An 18912-nucleotide genomic window follows, 5' to 3' on the forward strand; every position below is an offset into this window, starting at 1 on the left:
TTCAGGTGTTCGCCGGGAAGAGGGGAGTGCGTGATGCCGAGCAGGTGGCAGTTCGTGGTGCCGGGGATCGACCCGGCCGGGGTGCGGCTCGAACACGTCCACGCGGTGGTGTCCCGCTGGTTCGATGTGGACGAGGCGGCGCACCGGTCGCACGCAAAGGCGTACAGCGTCAGCCCGCCGGTAGCGCACCCGGCCGGCACCCTGGTCGAGGTCGGCCTGCTCGACGACGCCCTGGTCGACAAGCTGCGGGCCGGGGCGGCGACGGGGGCGGTGATCCGGTTCGGTGGTCAGGTCGGCGCGTTGGTCACCGGCGCACGGCAGGTGGCCGGGGTGTCGTGGCTGGAGCTGGCCCGGCCGTCCGGCGACGCGGCGTGGTCGCTGCGGTTCGTGACCCCGGCGACGTTCCGGCGCGGCAACGGCTTCACGCCGTGGCCGGACCCGTGGTCGGTGGTGGCCGGGCTGCGGGCGGTGTGGCGGGCGAACGCCCCGGCCGGGCTGCCGGAGCTGGTGTTGCCGCTGCCGGGCATCGGCGGGCCGGGCACTGATGGGCCGGGGGAGCGGCCGGACCGGGACGCGCTGTGGGTGAGCGACATCGACGGCACCAGCGACGTGGTCAAGGTCAACGGGCGTACGGTGTCGGGCTTTCTGGGGCGCATCCGCTACGTCTGCGACGGGCCGACCGCCCTGGTCGGCGCGGTGGACCGGCTGATGCGGCTGGCGCCGTACAGCGGGGTCGGCGCGCAGCGTGGCCGGGGCTTCGGCCTGGTCCGCCTGGAGCCGACCTGGCGTTAGCGGTCAGGGTTTCCGCTTGCGGGCGGCGTACGAGCGCAGCGCCCGGAGCAGGTCGATCTTGCGGAAGCCGGGCCAGTAGACGTCGCAGAAGTGCAGCTCGGAGTGGGCGGCCTGCCACAGCAGGAAGCCGGACACCCGGCGTTCCCCGCTGGTGCGGATGACCAGATCCGGGTCCGGTTGCCCACTGGTGTACAGGTGGGCGGCGATCTGGTCGGCGGTCAGTTGTTGCGCGACGTCGTCGAGCGTCGCCCCGCGCCGCGCCTGGTCGTCCAACAGCGACCGTACGGCGTTGACGATTTCCTCCCGGCCGTCGTAGCTGATGGCCACGGTCAAGTAGTGGCCGGTCTCCCGCTGCCGGGTCGCCTCCTCGGCGAGCTTCAGCGCGTGCCGGGTCGAGTCGGGCAGCACCTCAAGCTGACCGGCCAGGTGCAGCCGCCAGATGTTGCCGTCGCGGGTCAGCCGATCCGCGACGACGGTCTCGATCATGCCCATCAGGTTGTCGACCTCGTCCGATGCGCGTTTGCGGACGTTGTCGACGGAGGCGACGAACACCGTGACGTGCCGGATACCGATCTCGGCGCACCAGCTCAGCACCTCGTCGAGGTGTTCGGCGCCGTGCCGGTGGCCGACCTTGGGGTCGTCGAAGCCCATCTGCCGGGCCCACCGCCGGTTGCCGTCCATCACCATGGCCAGGTGGCGGGGCAGCTCGGCGGCGGTGAGCTGGGCGCGCAGCCGGCGGGCGTACAGCCGGTGTCCGGCGTCGAGCAGAGGTCGCATCATCGCCTGATCTCACCACGCTTGCTCGCCCGGACACAGCAGCGCAGGTCGGTCCGCTAATCAGGCGGGCGACCGGGTAACGGCGGGTGGTGACAGCGGTAGGAGACGGGACGGTCCGACGGTGAGCTTCGGCGTCGACCTGGGCGATATCGACCCGTACGGCGGGATCGGGTCGTCGGACGGGGGATCGCGCGCCGACCAAGGTGATCTACGTCGGGGTGCCGGGCGCGACGGTACGGGTGGCGGCCGGCCGGCTGGTCGTGGACTCACCCGACGGTGTCACCCTGCTGAGCGTGCCGGCCGGTCACGTCCGTGGCCTGGCACTGTGCGGGCGGGTGGGGCTGTCGGCTGGTGCCCGCAACTGGGCGCTACGCGGCGACATCGACGTGGTCTTCGCCTCCTGGCGCGGGCAGTATCCGGGCCACCTGGCCGGGTCGGGCACCCGGCGGGTGGAGCGGCTGCGGGCGCTGCTGGGCGCCTCGGACGACCCGTGGCGGGCGGTGACGTTCGGCCGGGCGGTGGTGACGGCGAAGCTGTCGAAGCAGGCGGTGCTGCTGCACCGCAGCCGCCGGCAGGAACGGCACGACCAGGTCGACGCCGCGATCCTCGGGATCATCCGGTCGATCGACACCGTGGCGGGCGCGACCAGCCGGGACGAGATCATGGGGGCCGAGGGCGCGGCCGCCCGTGCCTACTTCGCGGCGCTGGGCGCGTTACTGCCGGCACCGCTGCGGTTCGCCACCCGGTCGCGTCGACCGCCGCTGGACGTCATCAACTCGGCTTTGTCGTTCGGCTACACGCTGCTGCTCGGCGAGGCGGTGACCGCGCTGACGGCGGCCGGCCTTGACCCGGCGATCGGGCTGCTACACACCCCGGCGGACCGTCGGCCGAGCCTGGCGTTGGACCTGATCGAGGAGTTCCGGCCATACGTGGTGGACCAGGTGGTGCTGCACTTGGCCCGCACCGGCCGGCTGGGTCTGGAGCACGGCAGCGAGGAGACCGACCGGGCCGGAGTGCTGCTCAACCGGGAGGGGCGTGCGGTGCTGATCGACGCGTACGAGCAGCGGATGGCGACGGTGACCCGCAGCGCCCTGCCCGGCTTCACCGGGTCGATCCGTCGTCACCTGCACCGGCAGGCGCAGCGGCTGGCCGCGTGGGTGGAGCGGGATGTGCCGTGGGACGGGTTGGAGTGGCGTTGACGACGGTGCTGGTGTGCTACGACATTTCCCGGGACAGTCGCCGGCTGCGGGTGGCGGCGGCGCTGCACCAGTGGGGCGAACGGATTCAGCGCAGCGTCTTCCTCTGCCAGCTCGACCGGGCAAGGTTGCCTCGACTTGCCGCCCGGTTGGAGGCGATGATCGACGTGGAGACGGATACGATTCACATCGTGCCGATCTGCGCTGGCTGTCAGGATCAGCTGGTGGTGATCGGCCAGCACCGGATCGACCCAGAGCCACCCTACTGGGTGGTGCTGTGACGAAAGGTACGGAGGGCGCAAGTAGGTCGGATGGCGGACGAGTCGGGCCTGGTTAGGCGATCATGAAAATCGGCGGTACGCCGTGCAAGCCTCTGAGCTGCGGAAACGTCCAGAAAAGTGATCAGCGTCACCCGTCGAATGTGGAGCTGCGGAGGTCGCCGTGCAGAGGGCGTGTATCTGTGCTGGTCACAGCCCCGCCAGAGCGGGTAGGGTCAGAAACCACGTCACGCCCAAGGGCGTATAGAAACGTGTCGAATCCGTTCCCGTGGATTGCCATATCTCTCCCTGTCAGAAACCACGTCACGCCCAAGGGCGTATAGAAACGGATCGGCACCACGCAGCAACCGTGCGGCCTTGACGGACAGAAACCACGTCACGCCCAAGGGCGTATAGAAACGACGAGCAGCGCCGCATCATGCTCGACCTGGTCGACCTCATGTCAGAAACCACGTCACGCCCAAGGGCGTATAGAAACAACGAACCCGTCGCCCTCCCAGACATGCCGCCAGGGCAGGTCAGAAACCACGTCACGCCCAAGGGCGTATAGAAACTCACCAGACTCGCTGTGTAGCTCCGCCAGCGTCCGCAAGTCAGAAACCACGTCACGCCCAAGGGCGTATAGAAACGGATCGGCACCACGCAGCAACCGTGCGGCCTTGACGGTCAGAAACCACGTCACGCCCAAGGGCGTATAGAAACGACGAGCAGCGCCGCATCATGCTCGACCTGGTCGACCTCATGTCAGAAACCACGTCACGCCCAAGGGCGTATAGAAACAACGAACCCGTCGCCCTCCCAGACATGCCGCCAGGGCAGGTCAGAAACCACGTCACGCCCAAGGGCGTATAGAAACTCACCAGACTCGCTGTGTAGCTCCGCCAGCGTCCGTAAGTCAGAAACCACGTCACGCCCAAGGGCGTATAGAAACGGGATCGGCGGCAGATTTTCCATTGTCCGGACTTCACTGTCAGAAACCACGTCACGCCCAAGGGCGTATAGAAACCTTTCCGGGCGAGCACGTCCACGGGATCTCTTCCTCTGTCAGAAACCACGTCACGCCCAAGGGTGTATAGAAACTCGGGGTGGTCGCAGTCGACGTGCGCCAGACCGGTTGTCAGAAACCACGTCACGCCCAAGAGCGTATAGGAACGAGCGTGAGCAAATCTGGACATACCGGGGCACGCGTTACGCGCAGTCAGAAACCACGTCACGCCCAAGGGTGTATAGAAACCGGACCGCGAACCCGGTCTCGAACATGTGAGCCACTGGTCAGAAACCACGTCACGCCCAAGGGCGTATAGAGACTCGTCAACGATGATCGTGATGCTGTGGCTGAGTCTCGCTAACCGGGTCAGAAGCCGTCTGCGGCTCGGTGTTGCCCGATGCACGAGGAGCGCCCGCGCCCGCGGCACGGTAAGGTCCGGCGGCATGTACCCGGACAATCGGCGCGTCGCGTTCGTCGCTGTGGTCGGCGGCTTCCTGCTGGGCTTCGTCGACTTCGTATGGATCAAGTTCATGCCTTGGTGGCCCCTTGCCGACCTGGGCAACTCGTCTGCGGTGTGGGCGGTCGCCGCGTTCTTCTTCGGCTACTGGGTCCGTACCGGGTGGCTGCGGGCTGCTGCCGGTGCGGCCGCCGGACTGGTGATCGCCGTACCCGCTTACTACGTCGCGGCGGCGCTGATCCAGGGCGACGACTGGTCGCTGCTGTGGGCGCCGACCTCTCTGCTCTGGATGGCCTTCGGGGTCCTCGCCGGAGCGGTCTTCGGCGCCGGCGGCGTCTGGGCACGCGGCTCAGGCTGGCGACAGACCATCGGTACGGCCCTGCCGGGAGCAGTGTGCTTCACCGAGGCGGCGTTGGAGGCGGCCCGGATCGGCGATCCCAGCTACGGCAGCGAGCAGATCCCGCATGTCGTGGTCCGGGCGGTGCTCGGCGTACTGGTGATCGTTCTTGCCGGTCGGACCACCCGCAACCGGATCCTCAGCCTCGCCACGGCGCTGCCGTTGGCGCTGCTCGGCCTCGGAGCGTTCCTGGCGGCGGGCTTCGGCTGACCGGGCCGGAGGGCTTACTCGTCGAGCAGTGCGGCCGTGTCGAGCGTGAACCAGAACGGTTGATCGGTGGTCAGGACGTAGCCCTTGGCCGCGGTCACGTGCTCGACGTAGTGCTCGTTGTCGAGCCGGAAGAGCCGGAGTGTCACCGCCGACGGATTCGGCAACTCGTGCTCAACCAGCAGATACCACGAGAATCGGGCGGCGGCGTACAACTGCATCTTGAGCAGTCGATCGGTGGCGGCGTTGCTCGGAGACGTGATCTCGCAGATCAGCACAACCTCAGCCGCGTCGGTAACGGATCCCTCGTTGTCAGTGTCTGCGACGACGAGGTCTGGGATCACGATCCGATCGGTACGTAATCTGACATTGATCGCCTCGTACGCATTGAGGCCGGCAGACCGGGCCGCCGGATACAGCGCGGACATCAGCAGGAACGAGAGCTGCCGATGACGCTTGCTCGGTGCGGGGCTGATCCGCAAGCAGCCGTCAACCAGCTCCGTCCGATCGGGTGTCCTGCCCAGTGCGAGGTAGCTCGTTTCGTCCCAGGCGCGGTCGGGGTCAAGCGTGTTCACACGTCACCAGTGTCAGGAGGACGAGCGTCCCCCACCCCAGGGATGGGGGTGGGGGACAGGGCGATCGGCGGTGGTCAGTGGGGGAGGGTGCCGGTCTGTAGGGCGGTGGTGAAGGTGCCCCACTGGCGGGTGGTGAAGGTGAGGGTGGGGCCGGTGCGGTCCTTGCTGTCGCGTACCTCGGCCTGGCCGGCGTGCCGTCGGGTCTCGACGCAAGCTCCACCGTTGCCGGCGCTGCGGCTGGAGGTGAACCAGGGGGTGTCAGGCTTCATCGCAGATGCTCCTCGATCGGGACCGACTGTTGGCGGATCAGCCGGAAAATTCGACGGTACTCCGCCAACTCCTCCGGCCGCTCCAGGTAACGAGCGCCCATATGCGACTCGACGTAGGCGACGTCTGGGTCGTCCGGGTCAGCGAAGTCGAGCAAGATGAACGGGCCGGAGAAGGCAGGGTGGGCACCGACAGACCAGGGTAGGACGCGGATCTCCACCCGTACCCGTCGACCCAGCCCGGCCAGGTGGGCGCGCTGCTCGGCCATCACCGCCGGTCCGCCGACCTCGCGGACCAGCGCACCAGCCCCGAGGATCGCGACGATCCGGGCTGGCTGCTCGCGGTCGTAGTAGGAGATCTGCCGGTCCAGCCGCAGCGACACCAGCCGCTCGATCTTCTCCTGCGGCGCGTCCGGATAGGTGGCGCGGAACACCGCGCGCATGTAGTCCGGCGTCTGCAACAGGCCGTGGATCACCTCGGGGTCATAGACCCCGATCTCGGTGGCGGCGGCTTCGAGGCCGACGTACAGGCGGAACCAATCTGGTACGGCGTCGCCGTGCGACTCCCACCACCCGTGACCATCACTGGCGGCGGCGAGCCGGGTCAGCGCGTCCGTCGTCTCCGGGTCGGCACCGTAGAACCAGCAGAGACCGCGAACCGTGTTCATCTTGACCGGGAACTTGCCGTTCTCGATGCGCCACAACGTCGTACGGGAACAGACCTTCGCCCGCTCCACCTCCTGCTCGGTGCGGGACGACTCCTCCCGCAGTCGGCGCAGCCGTCGCCCCAGCTGACGGCGCACCACAGTCGGTCCGGTGACCGGCATCGCTTCACCTTCCTCTCATCCGACACACCCACCACCCGCACCAATGTTTCAAAAGGAAACCGCTGGCCGGGCTGGTCGCCGAAATCGCCACATCACAGTGGAGACGAGCCGGCGTCCACGATTGAGTCTGCCGTACGCGGGCTGGAAATGTGGTCCGCCACAAGGGTGAATTCACGAAATCCGGTATCTCGTGACGGAGGTTTGCGAACATGAGCGAGCGCACCACCAGCGGTGGACACGTACCGCCGACCGGCATGTCCCGCGTCGACCGCGCGGGTCGGTCCGAGTTTTTCCTCGACGGGCTGTTGACCTGTGCCGGCTGCGACCGTCGGCTGGTCTGCCTGCAGACGTTGAGCGGCCGGGCGTACGGCGCGCCGTGTGGCTGCCGGCCCGGCCCGGTCAACGCCGAGAAGCTCGAACGCCTGGTGCTCGACGCCGTCGTGGCGCACGGGCGCGGCATGCTGATCCAGATCGAGGACGCCGCCGACCCCGGGCAGCCTGATGCGCCGCTTCCTGGCCGAGGTCCACGTCGGCAACGCCATCGACGAGCTGGACTTCAGCTGGCTGTACTGACGACCTCGGCTCAGGAGCGGGGTGGGTGGACACCTGCGCCTCCGTGTCTGCCGTGGGGGCGCTGCCTACCCGAGACGTCGGTTCCGCGAGACCCATGGAGCGAGGCATCGAAACATCTACATCTCTTGACATCATACATCATACGACCTATGTTATCGACATGTTTCATGCTTCCTCTGCGGGAGGGGATTCAGTGCTCCGGAGGTGCTTGCTCTCGCGGTAGAGGCGGAAGAACCGTGGCACCTTGGACGTCCGTGCGCACCATCCCAAATGCCGACGACGCCGGCCTGCCGCACCAGAGTGAAAGGAATAGGACGTGAAGTCAGCCGTTTCCATCGCTGGAAGATCGCTGCTGGCAGTCGCGGTCTTCGCCTCCGTCGTGTTGATTGCAACGGTCGCGAATCAAATGCCGGCTTCGGCTGCGACCCAGGCAACCTACTATGTTGCTCCCGATGGCAACGACGCCAACCCCGGAACGATCACGTCACCATTCAGAACCCTGCAACGCGCACGGGACGTGGTTCGTACGATAAACGGGAACATGACAGGTGACATCTACGTGTACCTCCGTGGTGGAAGCTATCCGGTGAGCAGTACGATCGAGTTCGGGCCGAGCGACTCCGGTACGAACGGCTACCGGATCATATACGCCGCGTATTCCAACGAAACGCCAGTCCTCGAAGGCGGTGTGCAGGTCACCGGATGGACCCAGCACAGCGGTGACATCTGGAAAGCTCCGCTCGACCGAGCCAACAAGCTGCGTGCGCTCTACGCCAACGACAAGCGGGCGTACATGGCTACGAAGACGATCAACTCGGCTGGATGCCACGGGACATACAACATCACCGCGGGACAGGCCGATTGGGCCTGGGAATCAGGCTCACAGTGCGAGGGTGCGAGATACAGCCTGTCTGACTTTCCCGCTATCGCCCGCAACCAGGACGATATCGAGATCGAAACGGCGACCACCTGGACCACCGCCATCGTGGGAGTCCGCCAGGTGACCACAACGGCCGATGGTCGGAATCGCGTTGCGTTGTTCCAGCAACCGGGCGCGGCTATCGCCCAAGGCGCGTACAACGGCAACGCTCAGGTCGGTGGAAGTCACAAGGTCATGAACGCCTACGAGTTCCTGGACACGCCCGGCGAATTCTACTTCGACAAGGCCAGCCGGACGTTGTACTACTACAAGGCCAGCTCGGAGAACATGGCGACTGCGACGGTCTTCGCGCCGAACAACGTGACTACCGTGCTGCGGATCGCGGGCATCTCGACGGGCAACCACGCCCGCAACATCACGATCTCCGGCCTCACGGTGCAGCACTCCGACTGGAACCTGTTCAATGTGGCAGGCTCCGCGTTCAAACAGGCCCAGCAGGGCAACCTGGGCGCCCTTGCATACGCGAAGGGAAACTTCCATGTGTACTACTATCGCAATGTCGACGTTACTCCCGGCATGATCCAGATCCAGAACGCTGATGGGATAACGCTGCAACGCAACAGGATCCAACATGCCGGTGCCGACGGGATCAACCTGGTCAACGATGTGCAGGACACGCAGTTGATCGGAAACTATACCAACGACATCGCCGGATCTGCTGTTACCGTCGGTCATCCTCAGCACGTCTACATCGGCGACCACACGGCGGCCAATCGCGAAAAGTACTCCCCTCAGGTTGAAGGACTACCCAAGAACATCGAGATCAAGAACAACTACATCTATGACAGTGCAGTGCTGTTCAACGGACACAGTCCCATCTCGGCGTACTTCGCCGACACTCTCACCATTGCGCACAACCGGATCGAAAAGGCCCCGTGGTCCGGGATAACGCTGGGATGGGGTTGGTGGAACTTCGACGGGTCATCGGGTTCGATCGCACCCAACAGGCCGACGGTGACAGCGAGAAACAACAACATCAGCTACAACCACATCATCGACACGGTGCAGCGTCTCAGCGACACGGGACCTATCTACACCCTGGGCAGTCAACCGGGTACCACGGTGCACGACAACTATCTCCAAGGCGTCCCGGCTGGCCACAAGTACGGACTTCACCCGGATGAAGGCTCGGCGTATATAACTTTCCGCGACAATGTCCTCAGCGTGGACAAGAATGTCGCGTGGCTTATCAACTCCGACGATTGGGGGCGCAAGCACGATCTGAGCATCACGCAAACATACGGCCCAATCAACAAGGTCTCCAACAAGAGTCTGCCGAACAGTACCGTCCACGATATTCTCGTGTCCGACGACTATGTCTGGCCGGCAGCAGGCTATGGTATCGCCGTGAGATCTGGACTTGAGAGTTCATATCAAGATATCGTCCCACAGAGCAATCTCTTCTCACCCGACTACGCATTGCCGGCCAGCACGTTCGTCAGCAGCGAGAGCGCATCGATCCCGGTACGAAGCGCCGGAGACGCGACCAGGACGATCTGGCTGGCACCCTCCGGTACCACCGCCTTCGCTGCCGGCCCGACGATGACCAGGGCCGACGGCACCTCAACGTCCATCGCTGTTCCGACGACACCGGGCGACTATCGGCTCTACATTCTCGACGCTCAAGGAAATCGATCAGCTGAGTCCAGGTCGATCGTCAGGCAGCAAAGCGGCGGCGGTCAGCAGAACGTCCAGATTGTGGGCGGCCAGTCAGGCCGCTGCGTGGATGTACCCAACTTCACGACCACCAACGGCACCCAGGTGCAGCTCTGGGACTGCGCCGGCGGCACGAACCAGCGGTGGACCTACACCTCCAGCAAGCAGTTGACCGTGTACGGCAACAAGTGCTTGGACGCGTTTGGTGCTGGCACGACCAACGGCACCGTGGTCGCCATCTGGGACTGCCACGGCGGCCTCAACCAGCAGTGGAACATCAACTCCAACGGTACGATCACCAGCGTTCAATCCGGACTGTGCATGGATGCGAATGGTGCTGCTACCGCCAACGGCACGAGGATCATCCTCTGGTCGTGCAACGGCGGCGCAAACCAGCGGTGGAGCTTCCGCAACTGAGCAGGCCCCCGGGCTCGGCAGACTCTGCCCGATCCCGGACCAGATGGGCCCTCCACGGCAGGCCCTGCCGTGGAGGGCCCATTGGCTCAGGCCGGCTCAGGATCGGGCGGACCCGTTCTGACCCGGGTTGGGCCTCGTCGGTGTCCGCTGCCGGTAGCTGTCTGCCTGCTCTACGAGCCGCTCGAAGAAGTTCGCCTGCTCGTAGCCGTTGCCGTTGCGGGCGTGTTCGGCGAGGAGGTTCTCCAGCCGCTCCGATTCGGCCTTGCGCTCGGCGAGGAACTCCCGCACGACGGCGGCCAGGTTCTCGTTGGCCAGCGTGGCCGCACCGCCGGCAACCGGGCTGTCCACGAGCTTCTCCAGGACCGTCGACCACTGCCGACTCATCCGGTCCACGTACTGTGCGCGTCGGGTGTCGACGTCGTACTCGTATTCCAGCTTGATCAACTGCTCCCAGTACGGCTCGACGGCCCGCTTGACCCGGTCGTCGAGCTCCACCGAGACGTACGCCTGGCAGGTGACCCGCGCCCCGCCGCGCTCGTAGACCAGCGGCTCCGATTCGGCGACGGCGCGCTGCAACTCCACCTCCAGATCCCGGGCCCGGTGTGCGGCGAGATTACGGGCGCGGGCGGCGGCGAGACGGGTCAGCGCCCGGATCGCGTACGGCATGAAGAACTGCGCGGACCCGCTGAGCACCTCCCTCGGCAGCCCGTCCGACGACCAGACGAAGCTGGCGTGAACCCGGAAGGTGAACACGTACCCGCGGGCGGGCACGACGATCGGCGCCGGTGCGTCCCGACGTTCGGTCAGCCGACCCGGAGGCGCGGGCGGCGGCGGTGGCGGCGGCAAGGGTTCAGGTTCGGGGCCGCTGAGCGCCGCCACGAGCCGCTGCCACAGCCTCACCAGCCACGACCCGAACCGACGCCACCATCCGACGCCGGAGCGCTGCGTCCGAAAATCCGTCACGTCGTCACCTCCCTGTCGCGGCTTCGAGCCACTCCGGCAGCCCACGATCGAAATGCGGGGACCGGGCAAGACTGAACTGCATCCGTCGGCGCAGGGACGGCCCGGCGGCGAGGTCCGCGACCAACGAGGCGACGACCTTGCGTACGGTCTCGTCGGCGTCGGCACTGGTCAACCAGCGCCCGAATGTGTGCCAGGCCGACGCGGACCGCGCCGGGGAAAGCAACGCCAACCGCCAAAGCTGCACCAGGGCACCGCTGTCGATTTCCTGCGCCGCCGCCCTGACCAGGAGATCGGGTACGCCGCCGGGTGAGTCGTCGTCCGTCTGCTCGGCGAGCTCGAGCAGGGCGTGGGCGGCGTGCGGTTGCAGCTGCCGATGCTCCGACCAGGTCACCAGCTCGGTGACGATCCGGTCTGCGGTGTGCGCGGTGTACAGCTGGCGGATGCCCTGAGCGACTGAGTACGTGTACTGCTGCATCGGATCCTGGGCGATGCGGCGCAGGTCGGCCAGGCTCCAGCTGAGGTCGGGCTGCTGCAGTCCGCTGGCGTAGACCCGGGCGGCGGCGTCCCGCTGATAGTTGCGCCCGCCACCGGCCCAGTCGCGGATCTGCCGACGGACGAGATGCCCCACCTGGCCACCCATGTCCGCCGCGACCATCGCCCAGGCCGCCGCCTGGCGCAGTCGCGGCTTGGGCGAGGCCGCCCAGTTGTCGACGAGATCAGTGCAGACCCGGTCGAAGTCGTGGTGGGCGAGCAGACCGGCGGCCTCGGCGGCTGCCCGCTGCATCGGCTCGTCACTCGCGGCGACCAGCTTGTTCAGCCATTCGAGCAGGGCTGGTCGGGTGCTGTCGAACTCATGCCACGCCTCGTCGATGATCGCGCCCCGCATCGCGCCGTCGCGCAGCCAGGCCGAGCGGGACGACCCACCCGGCGAGTTCGTGGCGTCGCGGCTTTCGTGCCAGTCCACCTTGAGCGGCCCGAGCAGCTCCGAGACCGGATACTGCAGCGCCATCCGGCCCCAGTCGGTCCGCTTGGCCTGCCCGTCGATCTCCTCGAGCAGGAGACCTGCGGCCTCGAAGACGTAGTGCAGCGGCTGTCGGGCGAAGACGGCGTAGGCGATCCGGAAGGCCCGCTCGTGCTGATCGATCCGGCGCGGCCGGCGGCCGGTGCCGGTCTCCCCGGTGCCGCTGCGGTCGGTGCAGAGGACTTCCGCCGCGTGGGCCCTGCGGCGCGGCTGGGACCTGGCGAGCACCTGTGTCATGGCATCGTCGTCGGCCGGGCGGACTGCCCCGACAGCCTCGGCGATCGACACCGCCTCCTGCGGTCCGTAGCAGCTGTGCAGATCAGTGGTGAGACCGTCGTGTTGGAGGTACCCGTCCAGCGCCCGGTTGCTTTCCTCATCGGTCCACCCCAGCCGGTCGCACAGGTGATGACGTAGATGAGCACGGAACACGGCGACGGGGTCAGGTGAGCGATGCGGCACCTCGGCCCCGGGCCGTGCACCTGCCCGGCTGTCGTCGTCGCGGATCAGCAGCAGGCTCGCGCCGTGTCGACGAAAAGTGCTGGCCAACAACCGGATCGCCCGGCCGTGCTTGTCACCTGGCAGCTGGAGGAGGTATCCGTGATCCTTCTTGATGCTGTCGCCGGCCCGGCTCAGCTCGCCGGGATCGACACCGTCCGGCAGCAGAATCTCGTGGACCCGGTCCGGGCCGTGCCGCCGAGCCAGCGCCACGATCGCGGTGCTGCGCCTGCCGGTGTACGGCCTGCCCCCGAGACCGGCCGCCGACAACTCGTCGAGCTTTCGTGCCAGCCCTTCGTCGGCGCTGGTTGACACGTACACCTTGAGCAGGTCGGCTATCCCCACCAGATCAGCGATGACGGGTCTCGCCGAGGGGGGACCCAGGTTGTTCACGATCCTGATCGTGTTGCCGACGCCGACCGCTCCCACTCCGGAAATGCCCAGGCGGGAGATATCCAGTCGGGAGTAGACGGCAGAGACCCGGTCGCCGTACAGCTCCTCACCGACCTGTGGGTCCAGCGACCAGGACTCCGGGTCGGACTCGTCCTGCGGGCCGGCCTCCGGCTCGGTCTCGTCCTCAGGGGTTGCGTCACTCATCGAGGCGACTCCCACGAACCGAGACCCCCGGGCCAGCCGGACACCTCGATGGAGTTCTTGTTGCCGACCGTACCGATTCCCGGAATCTGGATGTCCCGTGCCGACACGCCACCGTCTGCGGGGCGAGGCCGGGGACCGGGCCGCCGATCGTCGACGCCCGCGCCGCCGGGACCGTCATCCGGCTGGTCGGGCACGGAATCCTGTGGGTCTGGCCGGTCACCGGTCGCTGGGATGCTCTCGCCCGGGACGTAGATCCAGGCGGCGGCCTCGAAGCCCTTGTCCGCGATCCGCGCGGTCACCGGCTGGAAGTGATCCAGCCGAAGGTCCTGGTACTGCCGGACGATGTCCTGGTAGAGCCGATCCGACACGATCAGCGCGACCGCGGCGTCCGGGAACTGCCGTAGCGCGGTCTTGAGCTGGGGTGAGTCGACCAGCCGGCAGACTGTCACGACCGCGTCGCTCGGAAATCCGTTGGCCCCGTCGAGATGGACCGGACCTTCGTGGACAGCGACGCGCAGGCGGATCCGAGCCTCGTCGCTGAGTCCGCGGTTGGTCTCGCGCAATAGCCGGTCAAGAACCGGGGTCAGCCGGGCCAGGACCGCCCGTTCACTCGTCCCCTGCGGGAGGATGGCGAGCTCGCCGTCCCCACCCTGCTGGATCTGCCAACTGGCGCGATCGAAGCCCACCTCGCTGCACGCCGCCGCCATGACCTCCTGAAAGGTCAGCTGCGCACGGTACTGCAGGACGTTGTCTCGACGGCTGTAGGACTCCATGTCCACGGCGACCAGGACACGCCGGTCCGGATCTTTGATGTAAGGCATGCTCTCCATCTCCCACTGGGCGACAAGACCGTTCGATGCTCATCTCTACAGAACGGCGGCGATGGGGATCCCATAAAAGGATGGAATTAGCGCGACAGTCGAATGCGCGACAAGTGGTGCTCCGACGCTGTGGCTACCGCCGGCCTCACGTTCACTTGATGTATGGAGCGGATGAAGAGGGCGAGCTGCGGCGTCGGCCCGGACGCGTGGCGCGATCTTCAGGTTGGTCTGACCACAGTGGCCTCGCTGCAGACATCGATCAGACACGCTGACGCGAAGGCACTTGCCCTGCTGTCGATCGAAGGTGCCATCGCGGCAACGGTCGCCGACCAGGCCCTGCCGACGATGCTCGACGGCACCCCTGCGGTCGTGGCGATCTCGGTCTGCCTCGCGGCCGGGATGCTCGTCGCCATGGTGGTCGCCACCTGCCGGCTCGCGATGGCGTTCCAGCCGCGCATGGCCGGTGTGGGAGGCGCCAACCGGTTCGGGTTTCCGGACCTCGGTTCGGCTGGCGGGCGCCCGTCGGCCGCCTGCGTCCAACAGCAGCGGGACGAGGCATGGGACCTCGCGGTCGTCCTCGCCCGTATCGCCCTGGCCAAGTACCTCTTGATCAAGAACTGTATGCCCTGGTTCCTGGTGGCGGTCGGCTTTGCCGGCGGCTTGCTGGTCGTCACCGGTGTGGCAGGGCCCTCGTCCTGAGTCGAGCTTCGGACAGTAGCGAACTCGAAGCTGAACGTGAATGATGTCTCTCGGACCGCGAGGAGGTGCAGATGGAGAAGAACGCCCCGTGGCCGCCGGGAACCTTCCTGGCCCGGCTTCAACCGTCGACGCGCGTACGCCTCCTGTCGGTCGGAGTCCGACGCTCCGTCAAGGAAGCGCAGGTCATTCTCCGGGAGGGCGCTGAAGAGTCCTATGTGATCCTACTGGAGGACGCACTGGTCAAGGTCACCGCCGCGTTGACCGACGGTCGGCACGCCCTGCTGTCGATCCGTGTCTCCGGCGACATCATCGGCGAGATATCCGCATTGAACGAGACACCGAGGACGGCGACGGTCACCGCCTGCCGCCCATCGGTGATCCGCGTCATCCACCGAAACGAATTCATGGCATTTCTCCGTGACAACCCCGACGCTGCCCTCACCGTGGCCGGGATCATCGCGGACCGTCTCCGCTGGGCCAACCGGCGTCGGATCGACTTCACTCACTACCCGCTACGTGTTCGCCTCGCCCGGGTTCTGTGGGAGATCGCCGCCGCCTACGGTCGGCGGAGCCCACAGGGCATGGTCGTCGACATCCGGTTGACCCAGGACGAGATGGCCACCCTCTGTGGCGCCGCCCAGGTCAGCCTGCAGAAAGCACTCAGTGAACTTCGGTCGGAGGGCATCGTCTCGACCCACTACCGGGGGATCGTCGTACGAGACAGCGAAGCACTGCGCTCGGTAGCAGACCTCGCCTGAGCGAGATCGGTGTCCGGAATCCGGGTATGGCCAGGCGGTGGCAGCTGCCCGGTCTGGCCCCGCGCACTACGCTGGTCGATGCGCCCGGTGCATCGCCCGGGGCGGAGGACGAGGGATCGTGAGTGTCTTTGACAGCTGAGCCGGGCATCCTGTTGGCGCCTCGGCGTCGGCGCGCCGCTCCGATGGTCGGTAAGGTGCTGGCCGGAGCAGTCGGCCTCGCCGGTGCCCTCGCACTCATCGCTGTCCTTGTCGACCCGGGCACGGTTGCGGTCACCCCGTCAGCGCTGCAGATCGGCGTGGCGGCGCTCGGCGTGGTGATGTTCGTCGGCGGAATCATGATCGGCATGGACGGGGTGACCGACCTCCTCGCCGCCCGGCGGGTCAAGCGCCTGATGCCACAGAAGACGATCCTGCTCAATGCGCAGGGGCTGCGGTTCACCTCGGCGTTCCACGGCCAGGTGCTGGAGATCCCCGTCCCCTGGGATGAGGTCGACGGCTGCGCATTCCGGCCGGGTCATGGGGGGAACGAGTTCCTCTGTTTCGACGTGCCGGGCCGGCGCTCGGCTCCGCCGGTGCCGGGTGCATCGGCCCAGGAACAGATGATGCTGGCCGACTTGTATGCGTTTGGCACCCCGTTCACCGTCAACCTGGCGAAATGCCCAGACGTCGACACCGCACACCTTGACCGTGAACTACGTCGTTGGACCAACGGCCGCTGCTATCTGCCGCCGAGGTGACCAATGGCCCGCCCGCTGCTCAGAGCCGGTGGGTCAGGTTGATCAGGTTGCCGTCGGGGTCGGCGAGGTGTGCCACCCGCTGACCCCACGGCGTGTCGTCAGGTGGAGCGAGCACCGTGCCGCCGGCCGCCTCGACCTGGCCGAGCAGTGCGTCCACGTCGTCGACGTCGATGCTCAGCAGTACCCGCGACGGCGCGGACACATCGGCGCGCTCCTCGTTGACGATGCCGAACTCCGACTCGCCGTGCCGCAACCCGACGAAGAACACCGGGCCGTCGGCGGGATGCTGGCGGACCTGCTCGGCACCGAGCACCGTTTCGTAGAACTTCTGCAGGCGCGGCAGGTCCGGCGTACTGATGATGGGCTGAATGCTGGCCATGCCCCGCACCCTACGATCCGCCACCGACATTGACCCGGACATCCGGCGGGACGACTGGCACGGCGGCGGACGGGTCAGGGCCGGCGGCGGACGGCGAGGAACGTGACTGCGGTGAGCACGGCCGCCACGCCCAGGTAGACGCCGGACTCGGCGACCTGCAGCTGCCAGTACGTCCACGAGGTGGCCTCGCGTACCGCACGTGCGCCGCCCAATTGGACGATGCCCAGCACCGGCACGCTGAGCGCCATCGCGATGTGCGTGTTGCGGGTCACCGCACCCAACGCCGCGCCGGGGTGAGCGCGAACAGCACCCGGGCCAGCGGGACCAGATCATGCGACTCGTAGGCGAACCAGCGCATCGGGTCGCCGTCGGTCGTCGGCAACCCCCAGGTGACGACGGCGGTCACCACGGTGGCGGCGGCCAGCGACCCGGCCGCCGCGACCGCCAGCCGGGCGGCCAGCCAGTGGCCGCGCGGCCGGCTCTGCGTCCAGGCCAGCCGGTGGGTGCCCTGCTCCAGGTCGCGGGCCACCAGCGGCACGCCCCAGAACATGCAGACCCCGATGGTCAGGTAGCCGGCGAACAGCTGGGTGATGGTGACGAACTCGGTGTCGACGTGCGCGGCCGCCGTCAACCCGGCGTACAGGCAGATCAGGATCGCGGCGGCGATGAACGGGAACCGCTGCTGACGCCAGGCGAGCCAGATCATCGGGTCTCCTTTCCCGCCGGCAGACCGGCCGCGACGAGGGTGGGCGCGGGCAGGCAGACGGCGTCCGGGTTGCGCAGGTACGCCAGCACCAGCTCCTCCAGGCCGGGCACCTGCCCGCCGTCGTGGCTGGCCGGCTCACCGCGTACCACTGTCGACGCCTGCCGGACCAGCGCGGTGGTCTGCCGGGCCGTGACGCTCAGGTGTACGGGCGGCGGGTCCGCCGCCCGCAGCCGCTGCGCCAGCTCGGCCGGCCCGGTCAGCACCCGGTGCGCTTCGGTCAACTCGTCGAAACCGCCGGCCACCTGCAGTCGACCCCGGTTGAGTAGCAGCAGGCAGTCGCAGGTGTCGACCAGGTCGGCCAGGATGTGCGAGGAGAGCACCACGGTGGCGCCGGTGTCGGCGACGGCGGCCATCAGCGCACCCATCACCTCGGTACGGGCCAGCGGGTCCAGGTCGGCGAGCGGCTCGTCGAGCAGCAGCAGCTCGGCGCGTTTACCCAGGGCGAGGGTCAAGGCGACCAGGGTGCGCTGCCCACCGGAGAGGGTCCGGATCCGCTGCCGCAGCGGGATGCCGTAGTCGTCGAGCCGGGCCCGCGCCCCACCGGTGTCGAAGGCCGGGTTGGTGGCCCGGCCGAAGTGGAGCATCTCGGCCACGGTGAACCCGGCGAACAGCGGCTTGTCCTGGGCGACGAACGCGACCCGGGCCAGGTCGTGGCCGCCGCCGGTGAGTGGCCGTCCGCCGACCCGGACCTGCCCGGCGCTGGGGGTGAGCAGGCCGACCGCCAGGTGCAGCAGGGTGGTCTTGCCGGCACCGTTCGGGCCGACGAGCGCGGTGACCGTGCCGGCCGGTACGGCGAGCGTGCAGTCGCGCAGCGCCCAGCTGCGTCCGTACCGTTTGCCCAGGCCGGTGGTCTCCAGCGTGGTCATCCGGTCCGCCCCGGCCGGTCGTCCGTCGTCTGGGGTGACGCGCTCTCGGCCAGTTCGGCCGCCAGGACGGCGCGCAGGTCGTCGTCGTCCAGGCCGGCGGCGCGGGCGGTGGCGACCCAGGCCGCGAGCTGCGTGCGGATCGCCGGGTCCCAGGCCGCGCGGCGCGCCGACAGCGACGCCAGCACGAAGGTGCCGACGCCGGGCCGGGACTGCACCACGCCGTCGCGTTCCAGTTCGCGGTACGCCTTGTGCACCGTGTTCTGGTTGATGCCGAGTGCGGCGACGACCTCCCGGGCGGTCGGCAGCCGGTCGCCCTCCTGCAGCCAGCCGAGCCGCACCGCCTGGCGTACCTGCTGCACCAACTGCAGGTACGGGGTGACGCCGGACCGGCGGTCCAACCTGAACTCGATCACGCCGCGACTCCCATTCTGCTAGGTTACTAGCAGAATAGCACTATGTCTGTG

General features: G+C 67.5%; 21 protein-coding genes and 1 CRISPR repeat array. Of the genes, 8 read left to right on the forward strand and 13 right to left on the reverse strand.

Annotated elements, in window-relative coordinates; genetic code table 11:
- The first annotated feature begins 33 nt into the window (after nucleotides 1-33).
- On the forward strand, nucleotides 34-792 hold the full coding sequence (cas6, locus tag O7629_RS09535; protein ID WP_278168731.1) for a CRISPR system precrRNA processing endoribonuclease RAMP protein Cas6: 759 nt from the start codon (nucleotides 34-36) through the stop codon (nucleotides 790-792).
- A 3-nt stretch (nucleotides 793-795) separates the two neighbouring features.
- Here cas6 and uppS read toward each other — a convergent pair whose 3' ends face one another.
- Nucleotides 796-1572: a polyprenyl diphosphate synthase gene (gene uppS / locus O7629_RS09540; protein WP_278168733.1), complete on the reverse strand. Its 777-nt coding sequence runs from the start codon at nucleotides 1570-1572 to the stop codon at nucleotides 796-798.
- A 200-nt stretch (nucleotides 1573-1772) separates the two neighbouring features.
- Between uppS and cas1 the strand changes: the two genes are divergently transcribed.
- From cas1 to O7629_RS09555, 3 genes are all read left to right on the forward strand, one after another.
- Nucleotides 1773-2768 carry a CRISPR-associated endonuclease Cas1 gene (cas1, locus tag O7629_RS09545; RefSeq protein WP_278168735.1) on the forward strand — a complete coding sequence of 332 codons (996 nt, stop codon included), beginning with the start codon at nucleotides 1773-1775 and terminating at the stop codon, nucleotides 2766-2768.
- Complete coding sequence (gene cas2, locus O7629_RS09550) at nucleotides 2744-3046, forward strand: CRISPR-associated endonuclease Cas2 (protein ID WP_158632082.1); 303 nt, start codon at nucleotides 2744-2746, stop codon at nucleotides 3044-3046. Before cas1 ends, cas2 begins: the two co-directional genes overlap by 25 nt.
- Before the next feature lie 211 nt (nucleotides 3047-3257).
- Nucleotides 3258-4351: direct repeats of the CRISPR family, unit length 37 nt; unit sequence GTCAGAAACCACGTCACGCCCAAGGGCGTATAGAAAC.
- A gap of 123 nt (nucleotides 4352-4474) precedes the next feature.
- The gene (locus O7629_RS09555) at nucleotides 4475-5095 is read left to right on the forward strand and encodes a DUF6518 family protein (RefSeq protein ID WP_278168738.1); all 621 of its coding nucleotides are present in this window, start codon (nucleotides 4475-4477) and stop codon (nucleotides 5093-5095) included.
- 14 nt (nucleotides 5096-5109) lie between these two features.
- On the opposite strand, the gene O7629_RS09560 is transcribed toward O7629_RS09555, so the two are convergent.
- The 4 genes from O7629_RS09560 to O7629_RS09575 form a co-directional block, all read right to left on the reverse strand.
- Complete coding sequence (locus O7629_RS09560) at nucleotides 5110-5667, reverse strand: Uma2 family endonuclease (protein ID WP_278168739.1); 558 nt, start codon at nucleotides 5665-5667, stop codon at nucleotides 5110-5112.
- 74 nt (nucleotides 5668-5741) lie between these two features.
- Nucleotides 5742-5936, reverse strand: a complete 195-nt coding sequence (locus O7629_RS09565; RefSeq protein ID WP_278168740.1) for a DUF397 domain-containing protein — start codon at nucleotides 5934-5936, stop codon at nucleotides 5742-5744.
- Complete coding sequence (locus tag O7629_RS09570) at nucleotides 5933-6760, reverse strand: DUF5753 domain-containing protein (protein WP_278168741.1); 828 nt, start codon at nucleotides 6758-6760, stop codon at nucleotides 5933-5935. Before O7629_RS09570 ends, O7629_RS09565 begins: the two co-directional genes overlap by 4 nt.
- Before the next feature lie 92 nt (nucleotides 6761-6852).
- Entirely contained in the window at nucleotides 6853-7302 is a 450-nt protein-coding gene (locus O7629_RS09575; protein ID WP_278168742.1) for a hypothetical protein, read from the reverse strand.
- Between the two features lie 347 nt (nucleotides 7303-7649).
- Here O7629_RS09575 and O7629_RS09580 point away from each other — a divergent pair, with 347 nt between their 5' ends.
- The gene (locus tag O7629_RS09580; protein ID WP_278168743.1) at nucleotides 7650-10346 is read left to right on the forward strand and encodes an RICIN domain-containing protein; all 2697 of its coding nucleotides are present in this window, start codon (nucleotides 7650-7652) and stop codon (nucleotides 10344-10346) included.
- A gap of 96 nt (nucleotides 10347-10442) precedes the next feature.
- Here O7629_RS09580 and O7629_RS09585 read toward each other — a convergent pair whose 3' ends face one another.
- From O7629_RS09585 to O7629_RS09595, 3 genes are read right to left on the reverse strand one after another with little or no spacing between them, the layout of a single operon-like run.
- Nucleotides 10443-11309 (reverse strand): hypothetical protein, encoded by an 867-nt coding sequence (locus O7629_RS09585; RefSeq protein WP_278168744.1) that lies wholly within the window; start codon nucleotides 11307-11309, stop codon nucleotides 10443-10445.
- 4 nt (nucleotides 11310-11313) lie between these two features.
- Entirely contained in the window at nucleotides 11314-13422 is a 2109-nt protein-coding gene (locus O7629_RS09590) for a hypothetical protein (protein WP_278168745.1), read from the reverse strand.
- Nucleotides 13419-14234 carry a hypothetical protein gene (locus O7629_RS09595; protein ID WP_347403721.1) on the reverse strand — a complete coding sequence of 272 codons (816 nt, stop codon included), beginning with the start codon at nucleotides 14232-14234 and terminating at the stop codon, nucleotides 13419-13421. Before O7629_RS09595 ends, O7629_RS09590 begins: the two co-directional genes overlap by 4 nt.
- A 171-nt stretch (nucleotides 14235-14405) precedes the next feature.
- Between O7629_RS09595 and O7629_RS09600 the strand changes: the two genes are divergently transcribed.
- From O7629_RS09600 to O7629_RS09610, 3 genes are all read left to right on the forward strand, one after another.
- Nucleotides 14406-14942 (forward strand): hypothetical protein, encoded by a 537-nt coding sequence (locus O7629_RS09600; protein WP_278168747.1) that lies wholly within the window; start codon nucleotides 14406-14408, stop codon nucleotides 14940-14942.
- A gap of 71 nt (nucleotides 14943-15013) precedes the next feature.
- A complete protein-coding gene (locus O7629_RS09605; RefSeq protein ID WP_278168748.1) occupies nucleotides 15014-15700 on the forward strand; it encodes a Crp/Fnr family transcriptional regulator in 687 nt (228 codons plus the stop codon).
- A gap of 296 nt (nucleotides 15701-15996) precedes the next feature.
- Nucleotides 15997-16437 (forward strand): hypothetical protein, encoded by a 441-nt coding sequence (locus tag O7629_RS09610; RefSeq protein WP_278168749.1) that lies wholly within the window; start codon nucleotides 15997-15999, stop codon nucleotides 16435-16437.
- A gap of 19 nt (nucleotides 16438-16456) precedes the next feature.
- Here O7629_RS09610 and O7629_RS09615 read toward each other — a convergent pair whose 3' ends face one another.
- From O7629_RS09615 to O7629_RS09635, 5 genes are all read right to left on the reverse strand, one after another.
- Complete coding sequence (locus O7629_RS09615; protein ID WP_278168750.1) at nucleotides 16457-16816, reverse strand: VOC family protein; 360 nt, start codon at nucleotides 16814-16816, stop codon at nucleotides 16457-16459.
- A 74-nt stretch (nucleotides 16817-16890) separates the two neighbouring features.
- Entirely contained in the window at nucleotides 16891-17088 is a 198-nt protein-coding gene (locus O7629_RS09620; protein ID WP_278168751.1) for a hypothetical protein, read from the reverse strand.
- Complete coding sequence (locus tag O7629_RS09625) at nucleotides 17085-17522, reverse strand: hypothetical protein (protein WP_278168752.1); 438 nt, start codon at nucleotides 17520-17522, stop codon at nucleotides 17085-17087. The genes O7629_RS09620 and O7629_RS09625 overlap by 4 nt, the downstream gene beginning before the upstream one ends.
- Nucleotides 17519-18448: an ABC transporter ATP-binding protein gene (locus tag O7629_RS09630; protein WP_278168753.1), complete on the reverse strand. Its 930-nt coding sequence runs from the start codon at nucleotides 18446-18448 to the stop codon at nucleotides 17519-17521. Before O7629_RS09630 ends, O7629_RS09625 begins: the two co-directional genes overlap by 4 nt.
- Nucleotides 18445-18861, reverse strand: a complete 417-nt coding sequence (locus tag O7629_RS09635; protein WP_278168754.1) for a GntR family transcriptional regulator — start codon at nucleotides 18859-18861, stop codon at nucleotides 18445-18447. Before O7629_RS09635 ends, O7629_RS09630 begins: the two co-directional genes overlap by 4 nt.
- Between the last annotated feature and the right edge of the window lie 51 nt (nucleotides 18862-18912).

The sequence above is a fragment of the Solwaraspora sp. WMMD792 genome (genome assembly GCF_029626105.1).
GTDB lineage: Bacteria > Actinomycetota > Actinomycetes > Mycobacteriales > Micromonosporaceae > Micromonospora_E.